General features: G+C 52.7%; 22 protein-coding genes. 11 read left to right on the forward strand and 11 right to left on the reverse strand.

What is annotated here, in order from left to right; genetic code table 11:
* Position 1 precedes the first annotated feature (1 nt).
* The 7 genes from murA to mlaF all read right to left on the reverse strand — a co-directional run bounded on the left by murA (position 2) and on the right by mlaF (position 4799).
* Entirely contained in the window at positions 2–1261 is a 1260-nt protein-coding gene (murA, locus tag IP582_RS22255) for a UDP-N-acetylglucosamine 1-carboxyvinyltransferase (RefSeq protein WP_193794471.1), read from the reverse strand.
* A gap of 53 nt (positions 1262–1314) precedes the next feature.
* The gene (ibaG, locus tag IP582_RS22260; protein WP_039077462.1) at positions 1315–1569 is read right to left on the reverse strand and encodes a BolA family iron metabolism protein IbaG; all 255 of its coding nucleotides are present in this window, start codon (positions 1567–1569) and stop codon (positions 1315–1317) included.
* Between the two features lie 126 nt (positions 1570–1695).
* Positions 1696–1989, reverse strand: coding sequence for a lipid asymmetry maintenance protein MlaB (mlaB, locus tag IP582_RS22265; protein WP_193794472.1), 294 nt, complete (start codon positions 1987–1989; stop codon positions 1696–1698).
* Positions 1989–2624, reverse strand: coding sequence for a phospholipid-binding protein MlaC (gene mlaC, locus IP582_RS22270; RefSeq protein ID WP_039077460.1), 636 nt, complete (start codon positions 2622–2624; stop codon positions 1989–1991). The genes mlaB and mlaC overlap by 1 nt, the downstream gene beginning before the upstream one ends.
* A gap of 16 nt (positions 2625–2640) precedes the next feature.
* Positions 2641–3192, reverse strand: coding sequence for an outer membrane lipid asymmetry maintenance protein MlaD (gene mlaD / locus IP582_RS22275; RefSeq protein WP_039077459.1), 552 nt, complete (start codon positions 3190–3192; stop codon positions 2641–2643).
* 4 nt (positions 3193–3196) lie between these two features.
* Complete coding sequence (mlaE, locus tag IP582_RS22280; protein WP_039077458.1) at positions 3197–3979, reverse strand: lipid asymmetry maintenance ABC transporter permease subunit MlaE; 783 nt, start codon at positions 3977–3979, stop codon at positions 3197–3199.
* Positions 3980–3986: 7 nt separating this feature from the next.
* Positions 3987–4799 carry a phospholipid ABC transporter ATP-binding protein MlaF gene (gene mlaF, locus IP582_RS22285; RefSeq protein ID WP_108700569.1) on the reverse strand — a complete coding sequence of 271 codons (813 nt, stop codon included), beginning with the start codon at positions 4797–4799 and terminating at the stop codon, positions 3987–3989.
* A gap of 231 nt (positions 4800–5030) precedes the next feature.
* On the opposite strand from mlaF, the gene IP582_RS22290 reads away from it, so the two are divergent.
* The 11 genes from IP582_RS22290 to npr all read left to right on the forward strand — a co-directional run bounded on the left by IP582_RS22290 (position 5031) and on the right by npr (position 12962).
* Positions 5031–6008, forward strand: coding sequence for a calcium/sodium antiporter (locus tag IP582_RS22290; RefSeq protein ID WP_193794473.1), 978 nt, complete (start codon positions 5031–5033; stop codon positions 6006–6008).
* Between the two features lie 14 nt (positions 6009–6022).
* On the forward strand, positions 6023–7009 hold the full coding sequence (gene kdsD, locus IP582_RS22295) for an arabinose-5-phosphate isomerase KdsD (protein WP_039077455.1): 987 nt from the start codon (positions 6023–6025) through the stop codon (positions 7007–7009).
* Positions 7010–7023: 14 nt separating this feature from the next.
* The gene (kdsC, locus tag IP582_RS22300) at positions 7024–7590 is read left to right on the forward strand and encodes a 3-deoxy-manno-octulosonate-8-phosphatase KdsC (RefSeq protein ID WP_039077454.1); all 567 of its coding nucleotides are present in this window, start codon (positions 7024–7026) and stop codon (positions 7588–7590) included.
* On the forward strand, positions 7587–8162 hold the full coding sequence (gene lptC / locus IP582_RS22305) for an LPS export ABC transporter periplasmic protein LptC (RefSeq protein ID WP_039077453.1): 576 nt from the start codon (positions 7587–7589) through the stop codon (positions 8160–8162). The genes kdsC and lptC overlap by 4 nt, the downstream gene beginning before the upstream one ends.
* On the forward strand, positions 8131–8697 hold the full coding sequence (gene lptA / locus IP582_RS22310) for a lipopolysaccharide ABC transporter substrate-binding protein LptA (protein ID WP_071194439.1): 567 nt from the start codon (positions 8131–8133) through the stop codon (positions 8695–8697). The genes lptC and lptA overlap by 32 nt, the downstream gene beginning before the upstream one ends.
* Positions 8698–8703: 6 nt before the next feature.
* The gene (gene lptB, locus IP582_RS22315; protein WP_039077451.1) at positions 8704–9429 is read left to right on the forward strand and encodes an LPS export ABC transporter ATP-binding protein; all 726 of its coding nucleotides are present in this window, start codon (positions 8704–8706) and stop codon (positions 9427–9429) included.
* Positions 9430–9477: 48 nt separating this feature from the next.
* The gene (gene rpoN, locus IP582_RS22320; protein ID WP_071194438.1) at positions 9478–10911 is read left to right on the forward strand and encodes an RNA polymerase factor sigma-54; all 1434 of its coding nucleotides are present in this window, start codon (positions 9478–9480) and stop codon (positions 10909–10911) included.
* A 22-nt stretch (positions 10912–10933) separates the two neighbouring features.
* On the forward strand, positions 10934–11221 hold the full coding sequence (gene hpf / locus IP582_RS22325; protein ID WP_039077449.1) for a ribosome hibernation promoting factor: 288 nt from the start codon (positions 10934–10936) through the stop codon (positions 11219–11221).
* Positions 11222–11301: 80 nt separating this feature from the next.
* Positions 11302–11793, forward strand: a complete 492-nt coding sequence (gene ptsN / locus IP582_RS22330) for a PTS IIA-like nitrogen regulatory protein PtsN (protein ID WP_039077448.1) — start codon at positions 11302–11304, stop codon at positions 11791–11793.
* Positions 11794–11838: 45 nt separating this feature from the next.
* A complete protein-coding gene (gene rapZ, locus IP582_RS22335; RefSeq protein ID WP_193794474.1) occupies positions 11839–12693 on the forward strand; it encodes an RNase adapter RapZ in 855 nt (284 codons plus the stop codon).
* A complete protein-coding gene (npr, locus tag IP582_RS22340) occupies positions 12690–12962 on the forward strand; it encodes a PTS phosphocarrier protein NPr (protein WP_039077446.1) in 273 nt (90 codons plus the stop codon). The genes rapZ and npr overlap by 4 nt, the downstream gene beginning before the upstream one ends.
* A 38-nt stretch (positions 12963–13000) precedes the next feature.
* Here npr and mtgA read toward each other — a convergent pair whose 3' ends face one another.
* The 4 genes from mtgA to IP582_RS22360 all read right to left on the reverse strand — a co-directional run bounded on the left by mtgA (position 13001) and on the right by IP582_RS22360 (position 17964).
* Positions 13001–13705, reverse strand: coding sequence for a monofunctional biosynthetic peptidoglycan transglycosylase (gene mtgA, locus IP582_RS22345; RefSeq protein WP_228007927.1), 705 nt, complete (start codon positions 13703–13705; stop codon positions 13001–13003).
* A 20-nt stretch (positions 13706–13725) separates the two neighbouring features.
* Positions 13726–14379, reverse strand: a complete 654-nt coding sequence (elbB, locus tag IP582_RS22350; protein ID WP_193794476.1) for an isoprenoid biosynthesis glyoxalase ElbB — start codon at positions 14377–14379, stop codon at positions 13726–13728.
* 232 nt (positions 14380–14611) lie between these two features.
* A complete protein-coding gene (arcB, locus tag IP582_RS22355; RefSeq protein WP_039077443.1) occupies positions 14612–16951 on the reverse strand; it encodes an aerobic respiration two-component sensor histidine kinase ArcB in 2340 nt (779 codons plus the stop codon).
* Positions 16952–17040: 89 nt separating this feature from the next.
* Positions 17041–17964: a TIGR01212 family radical SAM protein gene (locus IP582_RS22360; RefSeq protein ID WP_193794477.1), complete on the reverse strand. Its 924-nt coding sequence runs from the start codon at positions 17962–17964 to the stop codon at positions 17041–17043.
* Positions 17965–18087 lie beyond the last annotated feature (123 nt).

Here is an 18087-nt window from a genome sequence, read left to right on the forward strand (position 1 = left end):
ATTATTCGCCTTTTACGCGCTCAATATGGGCACCCAGCGCACTCAGCTTGTCTTCAATGCGTTCGTAACCGCGATCGATATGGTAAATACGATCCACGATCGTCGTCCCTTCCGCGATACAACCCGCCAGCACGAGGCTTGCAGACGCGCGCAGGTCGGTCGCCATCACTTGCGCGCCGGAGAGTTTTTCAACGCCGTGACAAATCGCGGTGTTGCTTTCGATTTCCGCATGCGCTCCCATACGAATCAGTTCCGGGATGTGCATAAAACGGTTTTCGAAGATCGTCTCGGTGATCACACCCGTGCCTTCCGCAACCAGGTTCAGCAATGTGAACTGTGCCTGCATGTCTGTCGGGAACGCCGGGTGCGGCGCAGTGCGCACGTTGACGGCCTTCGGACGCTTACCATGCATATCCAGGCTTACCCAGTCGTCGCCCACTTCGATTTCCGCACCGGCTTCGCGCAGCTTAGCCAGCACGGCGTCAAGGGTATCGGGTTTCGCGTTACGGCAGACGATTTTACCACCAGAGATTGCGGCAGCCACCAGGAAGGTGCCTGTTTCAATACGGTCCGGCAGCACACGATAGACACCGCCGCCCAGACGCTCAACGCCTTCAATGGTGACACGGTCGGTACCCTGACCGCTGATTTTCGCCCCCAGCTCATTGAGGAAGTTCGCAGTATCAACGATTTCCGGCTCACGCGCGGCGTTTTCGATGATAGTTGTCCCCTCAGCCAGGGTTGCCGCCGTCATAATGGTCACGGTCGCGCCGACGCTGACCTTATCCATGACGATATGCGCGCCTTTCAGGCGACCATTAACGCTCGCTTTGACATAACCTTCTTCCAGCTTAATTTCTGCACCAAGCTGTTCCAGACCCGTGATATGCAGATCTACCGGACGCGCGCCAATGGCACAGCCCCCCGGTAAGGAAACCTGTCCCTGACCAAAACGCGCGACCAGTGGTCCCAGCGCCCAGATAGAGGCACGCATGGTTTTGACCAGATCGTAAGGTGCGCAGAATACGTTAACCTTGCTTGCATCGATCCAGACTGACCCGTTGCGTTCAACTTTAGTACCCAGCTGGCTCAGCAGCTTCATGGTGGTATCAATGTCTTTCAGTTTCGGAACGTTGCGGATCTCTACCGGTTCTTCTGCCAGCAGTGCGGCAAAAAGGATCGGTAACGCGGCGTTTTTAGCACCTGAAATTGTGACTTCGCCCTGGAGCCGGGTTGGCCCCTGTACACGAAACTTATCCATTCATCTGATCTCTGTTAAGAATTCACACGCGCTGCGGGCGTAATACCCGTAGCTCAAAAACCGTTTAGTTTGCGATCGCGTGCCCACTCTTGCGGGGTATACGCTTTGATCGAGAGAGCGTGAATGCGGTTATCCGCTATATATTCCGCTAATGGGCCATACACGGCCTGCTGTTTTTTGACCCGACTCATGCCGTCAAAAATCTCACCCACAGCAATAACCTGAAAGTGACTGCCGTCGCCAGTGACGTGGGCTTCCTGGAGAGAGAGTGCGTTCATCAGCACTGTCTGAATTTCATGATTTTCCATGGGCGTTAATTTCATCTGATAGTGAAAACAGCCCCACATCTTAGAGGAAAGTGAGGCGGTCTTAAATAAGCAAAAAGCCTCGTCGGTATACCAAACGAGGCTTTAAAGAGTAACGTACTGAAAAAATTAGCGAGGCAATACGTCCGCAGGCAAATTATATAATGCAGCAAGCGTCTGCAAATTCTCGCTGATCCCTTCGAGTGTAACCTGGTGACCCTGAATTTTCCCCTGAGCAATCAGGTGAATTAATAGTGCCACACCAGCAGTATCAACGCGCGATACGGCGTGAAGATCGATGCAGGTTGTCCCTTTCATTGCCTCCTGACGAGCATTCCACAGAGGATTCAGCACATCCTGATCGAGTTCGCCCTGTAACACCAGCCGTTCACCTTCACGCACCCAGCTTAATTGCGGCGTCATTATTTCTTCTGGTCCAGAGTAATTTTCTGGTGAGAAATGGACTGCAACTGCGCGGTCAGACCATCGATACCTTTGGTGCGCAACAGGTCGCTCCATTCATTTTGCTTGGTGGTGATCATACTCACCCCTTCGGCAATCATGTCATACGCCTGCCAGTTACCGGACTGCGTGTTTTTGCGCCACTGAAAGTCCAGACGCACTGGCGGACGACCGTTTGGATCGATAATAGTCACACGGATCGGCACGATCGTGGCATCACCCAGCGGTTGCTCCGGGGCAATCTCATATGTCTGACCGTGGTACATTGCCAGCGCCTGCCCATAGGCCTGTTTCAGATATTCACGGAAAGCAGCGAAGTAGGCTTCGCGCTGCGCAGGCGTTGCGTCTTTATAGTAACGCCCCAGTACCAGAGCACCGGCATATTTAATCTGGACGTATGGCAGTAATTCCTGGTCAACCACATCACGTAAATAATCAGGATTCGCGCGAATCTTCGGCTGCTCATTTTTGAGGCGATCAAATGTTTTCTTTGCCGCTTCCTGCATTGCTTTGTACGGATTAGCTTGCTCCGCCGCGTTGGCGAGCCCAAGTGGCGCGATAACCAGCATGGCAACCATTAATAGACGTTTAAACATGCGTCAACTCTCCTCGTTAATTCGTCTTACCAGCAGACGGTGCGCTGGAAGTATCATCCTGCGGTTTTGACTGCGCATCGCCAGAATTCTTATTGTCACTGCCTTTACTGTTGTAAAGGAATTGTCCGATCAGGTCCTCAAGCACCATGGCGGATTTCGTATCCTGGATTGTGCTGCCTTCTTTAAGCATAGAAGTTCCCAGCTCAGGATCCTCAAAACCTATGTTCAAAGCCAAATATTGCTCACCCAGCAAACCTGATGTGCGAATGGCCAGTGAACTTGTATCCGGAATTTGGTTATAACGTTCTTCGATATCCATCGCGACGCGCGGCAGATAGGTTTTCGGATCGAGCTCAATATCCGCAACACGACCAACCACTACGCCACCAATACGGACCGGCGAGCGTGCCTTCAGACCGCCAATGTTGTCGAAGGTTGCGTACACGCGATACGTCGGTTCGGTGCGCATAGAGGCGACATCGGCCGCTTTCAGGCAGATAAACAACCCCGCCAGCAGCGCCAGTAATAGAAAAATGCCTACCCAAATTTCACTTTTTTTCGTTTGCATGAACTCAATTCCCAAACATCAATGCGGTGAGCACAAAATCCAGACCGAGAACGGCCAGTGAAGAGTGCACAACGGTACGCGTCGTTGCCCGACTGATCCCGGCAGAAGTCGGGATCGCGTCGTAACCATTAAATAAAGCAATCCAGGTTACAGTGATAGCAAAGACGACGCTCTTAATCAGACAGTTCACCAGATCCAGTCGCCAGTCGACGGCATTTTGCATCGCCGACCAGAAGAACCCTGAGTCGATTCCTTTCCAGTTCACCCCCACCAACGAGCCGCCCCAGATACCAACCGCAACGAAAATAATCGTCAGCAATGGCAAAGAGATAACACCCGCCCAAAAGCGAGGGGAAATCACGCGCCGCAGTGGGTCAACAGCCATCATTTCAAGGCTTGAAAGTTGCTCAGTCGCGCGCATCAGGCCAATTTCCGCAGTCAGTGCAGACCCCGCACGTCCTGCATAAAGCAGCGCAGCGACAACGGGCCCCAGCTCACGCAACAAGGAGAGTGCCACCAGCATTCCCAGACTGGTTTCCGCGCTGTAGGTCGTCAACACCAGATAACCCTGCAAGCCAAGCACCATGCCGATAAAGACGCCGGACACAATAATAATGAGCATCGACAGGACACCCACATTATAAAGTTGGCGCACCAGCAACGGCGCGTGTTTGCCAAATTCCGGCTTACCGACCAGCGCGTTGAAGAGCATTAAACCAGCGCGGCCAAACGTCGCGATCGTCTTGATCCCGCGATGTCCAAGCGACGCCAGTGCATGTAACAACATGAGTGGCTTAACTCCCTGTCTCAAATAAATCGGATTGATATTGACCTGCGGGATAGCGGAACGGCACGGGGCCGTCAGCAATGCCGTCGAGGAACTGACGGACACGAGGGTCGGCGTTTTCTTGCAAGCCTTGCGCGCTGCCCTGCGCCACAATTTTCCGGTCTGCAACTATATACGCATAGTCGGCGATGCTCAGCACTTCCGGCACGTCATGGGAGACGACAACACAGGTTACGCCCAGCGCGCTATTCAGTTCAGAGATAAGCTTCACCAGCACACCCATAGTAATAGGATCCTGGCCGACAAAAGGTTCGTCGAACATGATTAAATCAGGTTCCAGCGCGATAGCCCTTGCCAGCGCCGCACGACGCGCCATCCCGCCAGAAAGTTCGGAAGGCATGAGTTTTGCCGCACCGCGCAGCCCTACCGCCTCCAGTTTCATCATGACCGTACTTTTCAGCAACGCAGCCGGTAAGTTCGTATGTTCGCGCAGCGGATAGGCGACATTATCGAACACGGTCATATCGGTAAATAATGCGCCGGACTGGAACAACATGCTCATCCGTTTACGCACGGTAAACAGCCGGGAGCGACTCATCTCGGGGATATTCTCGCCGTCAAAGAGGATCTCACCCGCGTCTGGCGGTATCTGTCCACCAATAAGACGAAGCAACGTTGTTTTACCAATCCCGGACGGACCCATGATGGCGGTGATTTTACCGCGCGGCACCGTCAGCGAGATGTTGTCGAAAATACGCCGACTTCCACGGGAGAAACTCACGCCACGGATATCGACCAGATTCGCCACAGTCTGGCTCATTCTTTCTTCCTTATAAGCCTTGATTGGGTCTAAGCATGATGCCGGATAACAGCAAGAACCCACCATTTTTACAGAATATTACCCGTATGAGTTAGCGAAAGCTGGCATTTGTTTTACTTTTGAGCCGCATAAAGTCAAAATTAAGAATTCTCTACGCCGCTTAAAATTCCCGGTTTCCCCGGCAATCGCAGCCTGCGGACCGGCAGATTATACCTCAAGAAAGGACTTTAGATGCTTTTAGCGACGGCGCTGTTAATTATTGGTTTACTGTTAGTGGTATACAGCGCTGACCGACTGGTATTCGCCGCCTCGATTTTATGCCGCAGTCTGGGCGTTCCACCGTTACTTATCGGGATGACAGTGGTGAGTATCGGCACCTCTCTTCCGGAGATGATTGTCTCCGTTGCTGCCGCCATGCATGGTCAGCTTGATCTGGCGATGGGTACGGCCCTCGGCTCTAATATCACCAATATTCTGTTGATTCTTGGACTCGCTGCGCTTCTGCATCCATTTACCGTCCATTCCGATATCCTGCGCCGTGAATTGCCGCTAATGTTAATAACCAGCATGCTGGCAGGGTTTGTCCTGTTTGACGGGCAACTTACCCGGCTTGACGGCCTGTTTTTACTTCTGCTGGCCGTGCTATGGCTGGTATACATTGTTAAAATCGCCCGTCTGGCTGAACTGCAAGGTAGCGATACGCTAACACGTGAACAAGTTGCAGAGTTGCCGCGTGGCGGCAGCCTGTCAGTGGCATTCTTGTGGCTTGGCGTTGCACTCATCATTATGCCGATGTCAACGCGTATGGTCGTAGACAATGCCACGGTGGTCGCAAACTATTTCGCGATGAACGAATTAACCATCGGCCTGACGGTAATTGCCATTGTGACCGGGCTGCCGGAACTGGCGACAGCTATTGCCGGGGCACGTAAAGGAGAAGACGATATTGCGATCGGTAATATCATCGGCTCGAATATTTTCAACATCACGCTAGTGCTGGGTTTACCCGCGCTGATAGCGCCGGGTCATTTTAACAGCCTGGCTTTTACGCGAGATTACGGCGTGATGTTACTGGTGAGCGTCATTTTTGCCCTCACCTGCTGGCGGCGTAAGCAGCAGACAGGCAAAGGAACTGGCGCATTATTATTAGGCGGTTTTATCACCTGGTTGGCACTACTGTACTGGGTTACGCCGCGTTTGACAGGATAACTGGACACACATTTATGTCGCATATCGATCTGCAACCGGGCTTCGACTTTCAGCAGGCTGGCCGGGACGTTTTGCAAATTGAACGTGAAGGCCTGGCTCAGCTTGATCAATACATCAATCAGGATTTTGCACAGGCCTGCGAGAAAATTTTCTATTGCAGCGGCAAAGTCGTCGTAATGGGAATGGGAAAATCCGGTCACATCGGCCGCAAAATGGCCGCAACATTCGCCAGTACCGGGACCTCTTCTTTCTTTGTTCATCCGGGAGAAGCGGCGCATGGCGATCTGGGTATGGTCGGTTCGCAGGATGTGGTGATCGCGCTGTCGAACTCCGGTGAGTCGAATGAGATCCTGGCGTTGATCCCGGTGCTCAAACGACTCAAAGTCTTTCTGATCTGTATGACAAGCCGTCCGGACAGCAGTATGGGCCGCGCGGCTGACATTCATCTGTGCGTGAAGGTGCCGCAAGAAGCCTGTCCATTAGGGCTGGCACCGACATCCAGTACTACCGCCGCACTGGTCATGGGAGATGCCCTGGCCGTCGCGCTGTTAAAAGCCCGGGGTTTTACAGCAGAGGATTTTGCGCTTTCCCACCCTGGCGGTGCGCTTGGGCGTAAGCTCCTGCTGCGGGTCAATGACATCATGCATACCGGGGATGAAATTCCGCATGTGAGTAAAGAGGCCACGCTGCGTGACGCCCTGCTCGAAATCACGCGCAAGAATTTAGGTCTGACGGTTATTTGCGACGATCTGATGAAAATCGAAGGCATTTTTACTGATGGCGATTTGCGCCGTGTATTTGATATGGGCGTGGATGTGCGAAATTTAGGCATTGCTGAGGTCATGACGCCAGGCGGTATTCGCGTACGTCCTGGCACACTGGCGGTGGACGCGCTCAATCTGATGCAGTCCCGCCATATCACCTCTGTTTTGGTTGCCGATGGCGACCAATTGCTGGGTGTGTTACATATGCATGATTTGCTGCGCGCGGGCGTGGTGTGAAAAAGGATCGAAGAATGAGTAAGGTTGGAGCGTCGCTTGCGACATGCTACGGACCCGTCAGTACGCAGGTAATGGCGAAGGCAGAAAAAATTAAGCTGTTAATTCTTGATGTAGATGGTGTTTTATCTGATGGATCTATCTACATGGGTAATAATGGAGAAGAGTTGAAAGCGTTCAACGTCCGCGATGGTTACGGTATCCGTTGTGCATTAACGTCCGACATTGAGGTTGCCATTATTACTGGCCGAAAAGCTAAACTGATGGAAGACCGCTGCGAAACGCTGGGCATTACGCACCTCTATCAAGGGCAATCAGATAAGTTGTTGGCTTATCGCGAGTTATTGAGCAAACTTTCGCTGACGCCGGAACACGTTGCGTATGTGGGAGACGACCTCATCGACTGGCCTGTGATGGCTGAAATCGGTTTAAGCGTGGCGGTGGCGGATGCGCATCCGTTGCTCATTCCTCGGGCGAATTATGTCACCCGTACAGCAGGCGGGCGTGGTGCGGTTCGTGAAGTGTGTGATTTGTTATTGCTGGCGCAAGGCAAGCTTGATGAGGCCAAAGGGCAATCAATATGAGTAAAACCAGACGTTGGGTCATCATTGTGCTGTCACTGGTCGCACTGATACTGATTGGGGTGAATCTGGCCGATCGCGAACAGCCAGAACAAGTGACCGTTAACAATACTGACCCAACGTATAAAAGCGAGCATACCGATACGGTAGTCTACAGTCCGGAAGGTGCCTTGAACTATCGGCTGATAGCACAGCATGTTGAATATTATTCCGCTGATGCAATCACCTGGTTTACCCAGCCGGTGCTAACAACTTTCGACAAAGATAAAATTCCCGAGTGGTCCATTAAGGCGGATAAAGCGAAGCTGACCAATGACCGGATGCTTTACCTTTACGGACATGTTGAGGTCAACGCCCTGACCGCGGATGCTCAACTGCGAAAAATTACGACGGATAATGCACAGATAAACCTGATCACGCAGGATGTCGCCTCTGATGATCAAGTTACGTTATACGGAACAACATTTAATTCCACCGGCCTGAAAATGCGCGGCAATTTACGCAGCAAAAACGCCGAGCTTATTGAAAAGGTTAGAAGCTCCTATGAAATTCAGAACAAACAAACTCAGCCTTAATTTTGCCCTGGCCAGTGTCCTTTTTGCCGCCAGTCTTCCGGCGCTTGCGGTGACCGGCGATACCGAGCAACCGATCCATATCGACTCCGATCAGCAGGCGCTGGATATGCAGGGGAATGTGGTGACCTTCACCGGTAATGTTGTCGTGACCCAGGGCACCATCAAAATCAATGCCGACAAGGTTGTGGTAACACGCCCTGGCGGTCAGCAAGGTAAAGAAATCATTGATGGTTACGGTAATCCTGCCACCTTTTATCAGATGCAGGATAACGGCAAACCTGTGAAAGGCCACGCCTCCCAGATGCACTATGAGCTGGAAAAAGATTTCGTGGTCCTGACAGGCAATGCCTACCTTGAACAGCTTGATAGCAACATCACGGGCGACAAAATTACCTATCTGGTGAAAGAGCAGAAAATGCAGGCTTTCAGCGATAAAGGCAAACGCGTGACGACGGTTCTGGTGCCGTCGCAGTTGCAGGATAAGAGCAACAATAAAACCCCGGCTCCGGCTCCGGCGCAAAAAAAGAGTAACTAATTCGTTATGGCAACATTAACTGCAAAGAATCTCGCCAAGGCCTACAAAGGTCGTCGTGTGGTGGAAGATGTCAGTCTGACAGTCAATTCAGGCGAAATTGTCGGGCTGCTCGGTCCTAACGGTGCAGGTAAAACCACGACGTTCTACATGGTCGTTGGTATCGTGTCGCGTGATGCGGGCAATATCATCATTGATGATGAAGATATCAGTCTGCTGCCGCTACATGCCCGGGCACGTCGCGGTATCGGCTATTTGCCGCAGGAAGCCTCTATTTTCCGGCGCCTGAGCGTATTTGACAATCTCATGGCGGTACTGCAAATTCGCGACGATCTCACATCCGAACAGCGTGTGGATCGGGCGAACGAGCTGATGGAAGAGTTTCATATTGAACATCTGCGCGACAATATGGGGCAGGCGCTTTCTGGTGGTGAACGTCGTCGTGTCGAAATTGCTCGCGCGCTGGCCGCAAACCCGAAATTTATCCTGCTGGATGAACCGTTTGCTGGCGTTGACCCGATATCGGTTATTGATATCAAGCGCATTATTGAGCACCTGCGTGATAGCGGGCTTGGCGTGTTGATTACCGACCACAACGTTCGCGAAACGTTGGCGGTGTGTGAGCGGGCTTATATTGTCAGCCAGGGGCATTTGATCGCGCACGGTACGCCTCAGCAAATCCTTGAAGACGAACATGTTAAGCGCGTATATCTTGGGGAAGACTTCAGACTCTGATAGGGTAGGGTTTATTGACGTGTTTAGTCGGAGAGTACTGCTCTGAATATGAAGCAAGGTTTGCAATTAAGGCTCAGCCAACAGCTAGCCATGACGCCACAGTTGCAACAGGCTATTCGCCTGCTGCAACTGTCCACGTTGGAACTTCAGCAAGAACTCCAGCAAGCTCTGGAAAGTAATCCATTGCTTGAGCAAACCGATCTTCACGAAGAAGTGGATGCACAACAATCCCAGGACAACGAAGGGCTGGACACGGTTGACGCTCTTGAGCAAAAAGAGATGCCCGAAGAGTTGCCCCTGGATGCCAGTTGGGACGAAATCTATACCGCTGGCACCCCTTCCGGTAGCAGCACCGATTACCTTGACGATGAACTGCCTATTTACCAGGGAGAGACCACCCAGTCGCTACAGGATTACCTGATGTGGCAGGTGGAACTCACCCCCTTCTCGGATACCGATCGCGCCATTGCGACCTCCATTGTCGACGCTGTTGATGACACGGGGTATCTCACCGTTCCCCTGGAAGACATCCTGGAAAGCATGGGTGATGAAGAGATCGGTCTGGATGAAGTCGAAGCGGTACTGAAACGTATTCAGCGTTTCGATCCGGTCGGTGTTGCGGCCAGGGATCTGCGCGATTGCCTGTTGATCCAACTCTCTCAATTTGCCAAAGAGACCCCCTGGTGCGATGAAGCGCGTTTAATCATCAGCGATCACCTGGATCTGCTCGCTAACCATGACTTCCGAACGCTGATGCGCGTCACACGTCTGAAAGAAGATGTGCTAAAAGAGGCGGTCAATTTAATCCAGTCTCTTGATCCACGCCCTGGCCAGTCAATCCAGACCGGCGAGCCCGAATATGTCATTCCTGACGTGCTGGTGCGCAAGCACAATGGGCGCTGGACGGTCGAGCTGAACTCCGACAGCATTCCACGTTTGCAAATCAACCAGCACTACGCCGCTATGTGCGGTGGGGCGCGTAACGATGCCGACAGCCAGTTTATCCGCAGCAATCTGCAGGAAGCGAAATGGCTGATCAAAAGCCTTGAGAGCCGGAACGATACCCTGTTAAGGGTAAGCCGCTGCATTGTTGAACAGCAGCAGGCGTTTTTCGAGCAAGGCGAAGAATTTATGAAACCGATGGTACTGGCCGATATTGCTCAGGCCGTCGAGATGCATGAATCAACGATTTCCCGTGTCACGACCCAAAAATATCTGCACAGTCCGCGTGGCATCTTTGAGCTTAAATATTTCTTCTCCAGTCATGTGAATACCGAAGGCGGCGGCGAAGCCTCGTCAACGGCTATCCGTGCACTGGTGAAGAAATTAATTGCCGCAGAGAATCCTGCGAAGCCGTTGAGTGACAGTAAGCTGACTACCATGCTCTCAGATCAGGGTATTATGGTAGCGCGGCGAACCGTTGCGAAGTATCGAGAGTCTTTATCCATTCCGCCGTCTAATCAGCGCAAACAGCTGGTGTGACCTAACCGATAAGGAAGACACTATGCAGCTTAACATCACAGGACATAACGTCGAGATTACCGAGGCCCTGCGCGAATTCGTCACCGCGAAATTTGCCAAACTCGAACAATATTTCGAAAGGATCAATCAGGTCTATGTTGTGTTGAAAGTGGAGAAAGTGACTCATATCTCGGACGCGACCCTGCACGTAAACGGGGGGGAGATTCATGCAAGTGCGGAAGGACAAGATATGTATGCTGCTATCGACGGTTTAATTGATAAACTGGCACGGCAGCTCACGAAACATAAAGATAAACTGAAACAACACTAATTGTCCGGGCACTCGTCTGGCGCGTATCACCCTGCCGCAACCCGGCAGGGTGTCTGCACTGGCGACGCTTAGGTGAAATTATGATGAACAACGATTCCGCTCTTCAATTGAGCAATGTCCTTAACCAGGAATGTACCCGTAGTGGCGTTCACTGCCAGAGCAAGAAACGTGCCCTGGAAATTATCAGTGAACTGGCTGCAAAGCAGTTGAGCCTGCCACCACAAGTGGTCTTCGAAGCGATCCTGACGCGTGAGAAAATGGGCAGTACCGGCATTGGTAACGGTATCGCCATCCCTCACGGAAAACTCGAAGAAGATACTCTTCGTGCCGTTGGTGTTTTTGTGCAACTGGAAACACCTATCGCCTTCGATGCCATTGATAACCAGCCAGTCGATCTGCTCTTTGCGCTTCTGGTTCCCGCCGATCAGACCAAAACCCACCTGCATACGCTTTCGTTGGTGGCCAAGCGTCTGGCGGACAAAACCATCTGTCGCCGCCTGCGCTCAGCGCAAAGCGATGAGGAGTTGTATCAGATCATCACGCTGACAGAAGGCGAAAATGACGATGCGTAACGCAACAGCCGCCTTTCTGTCATTGGTTCTGAGGAGAATTGGCTCATGGTCCTGATGATCGTTAGTGGTCGTTCGGGCTCTGGTAAGTCAGTGGCCCTGCGTGCCCTGGAAGACATGGGATTTTACTGCGTCGATAACCTGCCGGTCATCCTGTTGCCAGAGCTGGCAAGAACGCTGGCTGACCGCCAGACGTCAGCCGCCGTCAGCATCGATGTGCGTAATATGCCGGAATCCCCGGAAATTTTTGAGCAGGCGATGAGCAGCCTGCCGGACTATTTCTCACCGCAACTGCTGTTCCTGGATGCCGATCGTAACACCTTGATCCGCCGCTACAGCGACACGCGTCGTCTGCACCCTCTTTCCAGCAAAAACCTGTCTCTGGAAAGCGCCATCGATGAAGAGAGCAATCTGCTGGAGCCACTGCGCTCACGCGCGGATCTCATTGTCGATACATCGGAAATGTCTGTTCATGAGCTCGCCGAGATGCTCCGCACCCGCCTGTTGGGTAAACGTGAGCGCGAGCTGACGATGGTGTTCGAGTCCTTTGGCTTTAAGCACGGTATCCCTATCGATGCCGACTATGTGTTTGACGTACGCTTCTTGCCTAACCCGCACTGGGACCCGAAATTACGCCCCATGACCGGGCTGGATAAACCGGTTGCCGCCTTCCTTGACAGACATACGGAAGTGCACAATTTTATCTACCAGACCCGCAGTTATCTCGAACTGTGGTTACCGATGCTGGAAACCAATAATCGCAGCTATTTAACGGTGGCGATTGGGTGTACCGGCGGTAAACACCGTTCCGTCTATGTGGCTGAACAACTTGCGGACTATTTCCGCTCGCGCGGTAAAAACGTTCAGTCTCGTCATCGTACGCTGGAAAAACGGAAAACATGACCGTAAAACAAACTGTGGAAATCACCAATAAGCTGGGTATGCACGCCCGCCCGGCGATGAAACTGTTTGAACTGGTTCAGGGCTTTGATGCTGAGGTGCTGCTGCGTAACGACGAAGGAACCGAAGCCGAGGCCAATAGCGTGATTGCGCTACTCATGCTGGACTCCGCCAAAGGTCGGCAGATAGAGATTGAAGCGACAGGCCCCCAGGAAGAAGAAGCGCTGGCGGCCGTCATTGCGCTTTTTATTGCCGGGTTTGATGAAGACTGACTGCATGCGTTTTCCCTCTCCCAATGGAGAGGGTATCGTCAATGCAGTTTATTGCGTTCCAGGAACTCTTCTCCGCCAAGCTGACGCATCTGACGCATAATCCACGCCTGACGGCTGCGCACATACCCTGAGGGCGCATCCGCACGAAAACGTACCGGGTTTGGCAATACCGCCGCCAGCAATGCCGCCTCGGCCATCGTCAACTTGCTGGCGGGTTTATGAAAGTAACGCTGCGAAGCGGCTTCCACACCAAAGATGCCATCGCCAAATTCAGCAATATTCAAATAGACCGTCAGAATACGCCGCTTGGTCCAGACAGCCTCCGTGATCAGCGTTAATCCCGCTTCAAAGCCTTTACGCACCCAGCTTTTACCGTCCCAGAGCAGCAGGTTTTTAATGGTCTGCTGGGAAATGGTTGACGCACCGCGAATACGATTTTCATGCTGTTCATTGTGCGATAAGGCTTTTTCAATCGCGCCAAAATCCAGCCCCCAATGGTCCGGGAAACGCTGATCTTCGGCGGCAATCACCGCCAGCGCCGCCCAGGGAGAGATCTCATCCATGCCGACCCAGTCCGAGTGAGCGATATAGCCGAAATCCCCGGTAAGCCACGCCCCAAACTGCCGTTCGACCATTACGGCTGAAAACGGCACCGGCAAAAAACTGAACAGAAGAATACCGCCGCCCCAGAAAATGCCCAGCGCCAGCACCACCCGGAGTAATAGCTTTTTGATTTTCGCCATTAGCGGGCCACGCGCCCCTCTCATTCAGTGAGCACCAGAACACGAGAGACCAGTTTTTCGATCCCTGTGGCCGCCTCCGCAATATTCTGCGCCAGCATATACGCCGGAGTGGTCACCACTTTGTTATCCTCATCGACCACGATATCGTCGACAGGGCAAGGCACATGTTCAGCCCCCATATCTTCCAGTACCTCAGCGGTATCGATATCCGTACCAATCGTCAGACGCAGTGGGAAATCAAAGATTTTTGGCAGCATCGCAGGCGCAATACACATAAAGCCGAGCGGTTTCCCCGCCTGGTGCATCTCCAGAGCCAGTCGTTTCAGATCCGGGTCGACCACGCTTTCACTACCGAGACTTGCAAAGCTGCTCAGGTTTTTCGCTGCGCCAAATCCGCCAGGAACAATCAGCGCATCCAGATCGTTTATTGATGCCTGCGCGAGCGGAAGGATCGCACCGCGAGCGATGCGGGCCGCTTCGATCAGCACGTTCCTGCTTTCCCCCATCGGTTCACCCGTGAGATGATTAATGACATCGGTCTGGCGCTTGTCCGGCGCAAAACATACAGCCTCAGCGCCTTCGCGAGCGATCGCCAGTAGGGTGATGACCGCTTCATGGATCTCCGATCCGTCATAAACGCCTGATCCGCTGAGAACAACACCGATTTTTTTCATTTTGCTCATCCTTTATGCAACGTACTCGGGATAATTAAAAATTTTGATAAGGGCGCTACGCTTCACACATTTCGCTGATTGATGTAACAAATACTTTAAGATTTGCTATCTTATGTGCGTGCAGTTCAAATTTTCCCGACTGCGCCCTTGATAAAAAAATATATAACTTTACGGCGCAGCCACGATTTCCCTGGTGTTGGCGCAGTATTCGCGCACCCCGGTTAATCCGGGGTCATTTTTTTCCAGCGTTCGCCACCCACGCTTTCAAGACGTCTACATCGTGCTGCCATTCCTGCTTCATTTCTTCAACCCATTCACCGACGTTATCCCACCAGGCTGGCAGGTCGGGTGACTGAATTTGTTGACCCAGTTGTTGCAGGTGGCGAAGACCGACCGATCCAGCGGCACCTTTGATCTTATGCCCCTCTTCGACGATCCCTTTTTGATCCCGCGCGGTGAGGTTAGACTCCAGTACACTCAGATAGCCCGGCATCATTTTCTCGAATACCGCCAGCCCATCGGTGATCAGCTTCGGCCCAACCAGCTCGATATACTGTTCAAGCATCGGGATATCCAGCAGGTTTTGTGATTTTTGACCCTCGGTAACAGACATTGCGTCTTTCTCCTCTTCTTCGCCCGCATCCCAGAATTTCTTAATCATGGCAGTTAATGCCGGGACCGCCAGCGGCTTGCTTAAGACGTCGTCCATCCCTGCATCCAGATACTCTTTTTTATCTTTCAGTACGTTGGCGGTAAGCGCTACCAGCGGCGGTAAATCGTCGCGGGCAAACTGGCTGGTGAGGATGCGCGAAATGTCCAGCCCGGTCATATCCGGCAACTGAATATCCAGCAGTACCAGGTCGTATTCTCCAGGTTTGAACATCTCCAGTGCGGCCTTTCCTGTCATCGCCACATCCACACTATTGCCCAGCTTCTCCAGTACGGAACGGGCAACGATCACGTTAAGCTCAATGTCTTCCACCAACAGCACATGCAGCGCTGGCAGCGGCATATCATCGTCTTCAAACGCATCTTCCACTTCCTCTGCCACCGCAGGCGCGTGAACAGTCAGGGTGAAGATCGAACCTTTGCCCGGCTGGCTGGTAACAACAATGTCACCGCCCATGTTTTTCGCCAGACGACGCGATACCGCAAGACCAATCCCGGTACCGGTAGCAGGCTTGCCGCCATGGCTATCCTTCACCTGATAATACATGGCGAAAATTTTATCCAACTCTTCGCGAGGAATACCAATCCCGGAATCTTCGACCTCGAAGTGCAGCATATCGCCTTCGTCATAGCGCACACGGACGGTAACTTGCCCCTCACGGGTAAATTTGACGGCGTTGCTGATAAGGTTCCACAGGATCTGCCGCAACCGCGTGCCGTCAGTGACCACCTTATGCGGTAACGGCAGGGCAGGCTCCATGACAAAGCGCAGACCTTTCTGGTGCGCCTGCAGGCCGGAAAGGTTTTCCAGGTCGGCGAGGAAGCTGGTGAAATCCACCGGCTGGTTATCGAGCTGGACTTTACGACGCTCCATTTTATCCATATCGATAATATCGTTGAAGATATTGCCCAGAGTGACGGCGGAGACATGGATGGTTTTCAGGTATTTTTCCTGCTCGGCCGTTAAATCGGTATCCAGCAGAATACGGCTCAACCCGACGATGCCATTAAGCGGCGTGCGCAGTTCGTGGCTGATAGTAGAGATGAAGGTGGTTTTATCGCGGCTGGCGCGCTCCAGGGCGTCCTGATAGCGCTTACGCTCGGTGATATCACGTCCGAAGCCCATCAAGCCGTGGCGCTTACCTACGCGGTCATAATAGGGCACCTTGCGAATTTCAAAACAGGCTTTGCGTCCATCCGGATAATCCAGCCACTGCTCATAGGTCAGCGAAACATTGTGGCGAAACACCTTCTCATCGGTCTCAATGACCTTCTCCGCCGCTTCCGGCGCGTAGACATCCTGTGGTTTAAGGTTAATCAGTTGCTTCTCGCTTTTGCCCGTCAGCAGTTCCATTGCCCGGTTACAGCCGGAAAACTCTTTGTCTTCGTTGCGATAGAAAACCAGGTCTGGGGAGGCATCGAGGAAAGAGCGTAAAAAGGTGGATTGCTGTTCAAGCTGGATCTGCGTCTGCTCGCGCTCCTGCATCTCCACTTTAAGCTGCTCAAATGTCGCCTGACGTTCAGCTTCGGCTTTCTCGCGATCCGCCATCTCCTGGTTGAGCCGGGTGATGTTGTCTTTAAGCTGGATATTCAGTTTGAGGTCGCGGTCGCGCATCTCTTCCAGCTTGTCCACCAGCCGCGACAGGCGCTGACGTGACTCTTCAAGCTGCTCAACGACAACCGATAAGAAATAGACCGCCCAGGGGGTAATTAACAAGCCAAAAAAGATAGAGCGAATGACGTCGATGCTCGCCACCTGCCCCTGTAAGACCATCGTCACCGCCATTTGTACGACGATAGCCAGTACCACCAGCGCCAGGGCAAGTAACAGGGAGAAACGAACCAACCCGAGCTTCATCATCAGGTCGACGTAATATTGCGCCAGTAAACGGATTTGCTTCATAGCGATTTCCTTAAACAATTCCGTTCAATAATACCCAATTCTGAGCAACACGTTGAAGGTTGTGCGAAAAATGCGGAGCCAGGCAACCGTCACGGTTGGATCCAGGGGCGACCCACTGCGGAACCTTGCACACCATGTTCAGTAAGATAGCGATCCAGCTCAACCATTCCCGTCCAGCGATTTTCGCACCACAACGGCGCCAGAAGCGTCGGGCGACGGGCGCTGGCAGAGACGCGATGGTAAATCACCTCCGCTGGCGTGGCGCGAATCATCTCCCCGGCGGTGACAGTGTAGTCCTCCAGTTCAATGCCCTGCAGACGGCCCGCCTCCCAGGCTTTGGCCATAATGCTGCCCTTCACAATATGCAGGGGATGCAGCTTGATACCGTCTACGCCAGTCTCTACCACGTGATGGAGCGTTTGCAGGCATTCCGACTGCCCTTCCCCCGGTAAACCGACAATAAGGTGGCTACAGACTTTCAGCCCGCGCTCGCGGGCCAGACGGGTGGTTCGCTGGTAACAGGCGAAATCATGCCCACGGTTAATACGGTGCAGCGTTTTATCGTGCGCGGTTTGCAGACCCAGCTCCAGCCAGACTTCATACCCCTGATCTTTGTATTCGCTTAGCAAATCCAGCACCGCCTCGGGTACGCAGTCCGGGCGTGTACCGACACACAGGCCAACAATGCTGGCCTGGCTTATTGCCTGTTGATACATGGAACGCAGCACCTGTACTTCGGCCCAGGTGCTGGTGTAAGCCTGGAAATAGGCGAGGTAGCGTTTAGCGCGATTCACAAGGTTCGCCTGATGTGCCAGTTGTTCGGCAATCGAACGATGCTGCTGCTCTTCATCGGCAAAAGAAGCGACATTGCAGAACGTACAGCCGCCCCGGCCGATGGTGCCATCCCGATTCGGGCAGCTAAAACCGCCGTGAAGCGTCAATTTATGAACCTTTTGTCCATGACGACGGGCAAGATCCCCACCAAACATATTGACTAATTTTTGTAACTGCATAATCTGACAGGCCGTGCCTTTGAAAAGAGGCCAAGCCTGCCATTTTTAGCTTTCGACGGCGATGATGTGGATCAATCGCCCGGCAAGGCTTTTATTCATTGCATAACCAGTCAAGATTACCGC

This window comes from Citrobacter sp. BDA59-3 (genome assembly GCF_015167655.1).
GTDB lineage: Bacteria > Pseudomonadota > Gammaproteobacteria > Enterobacterales > Enterobacteriaceae > Phytobacter > Phytobacter diazotrophicus.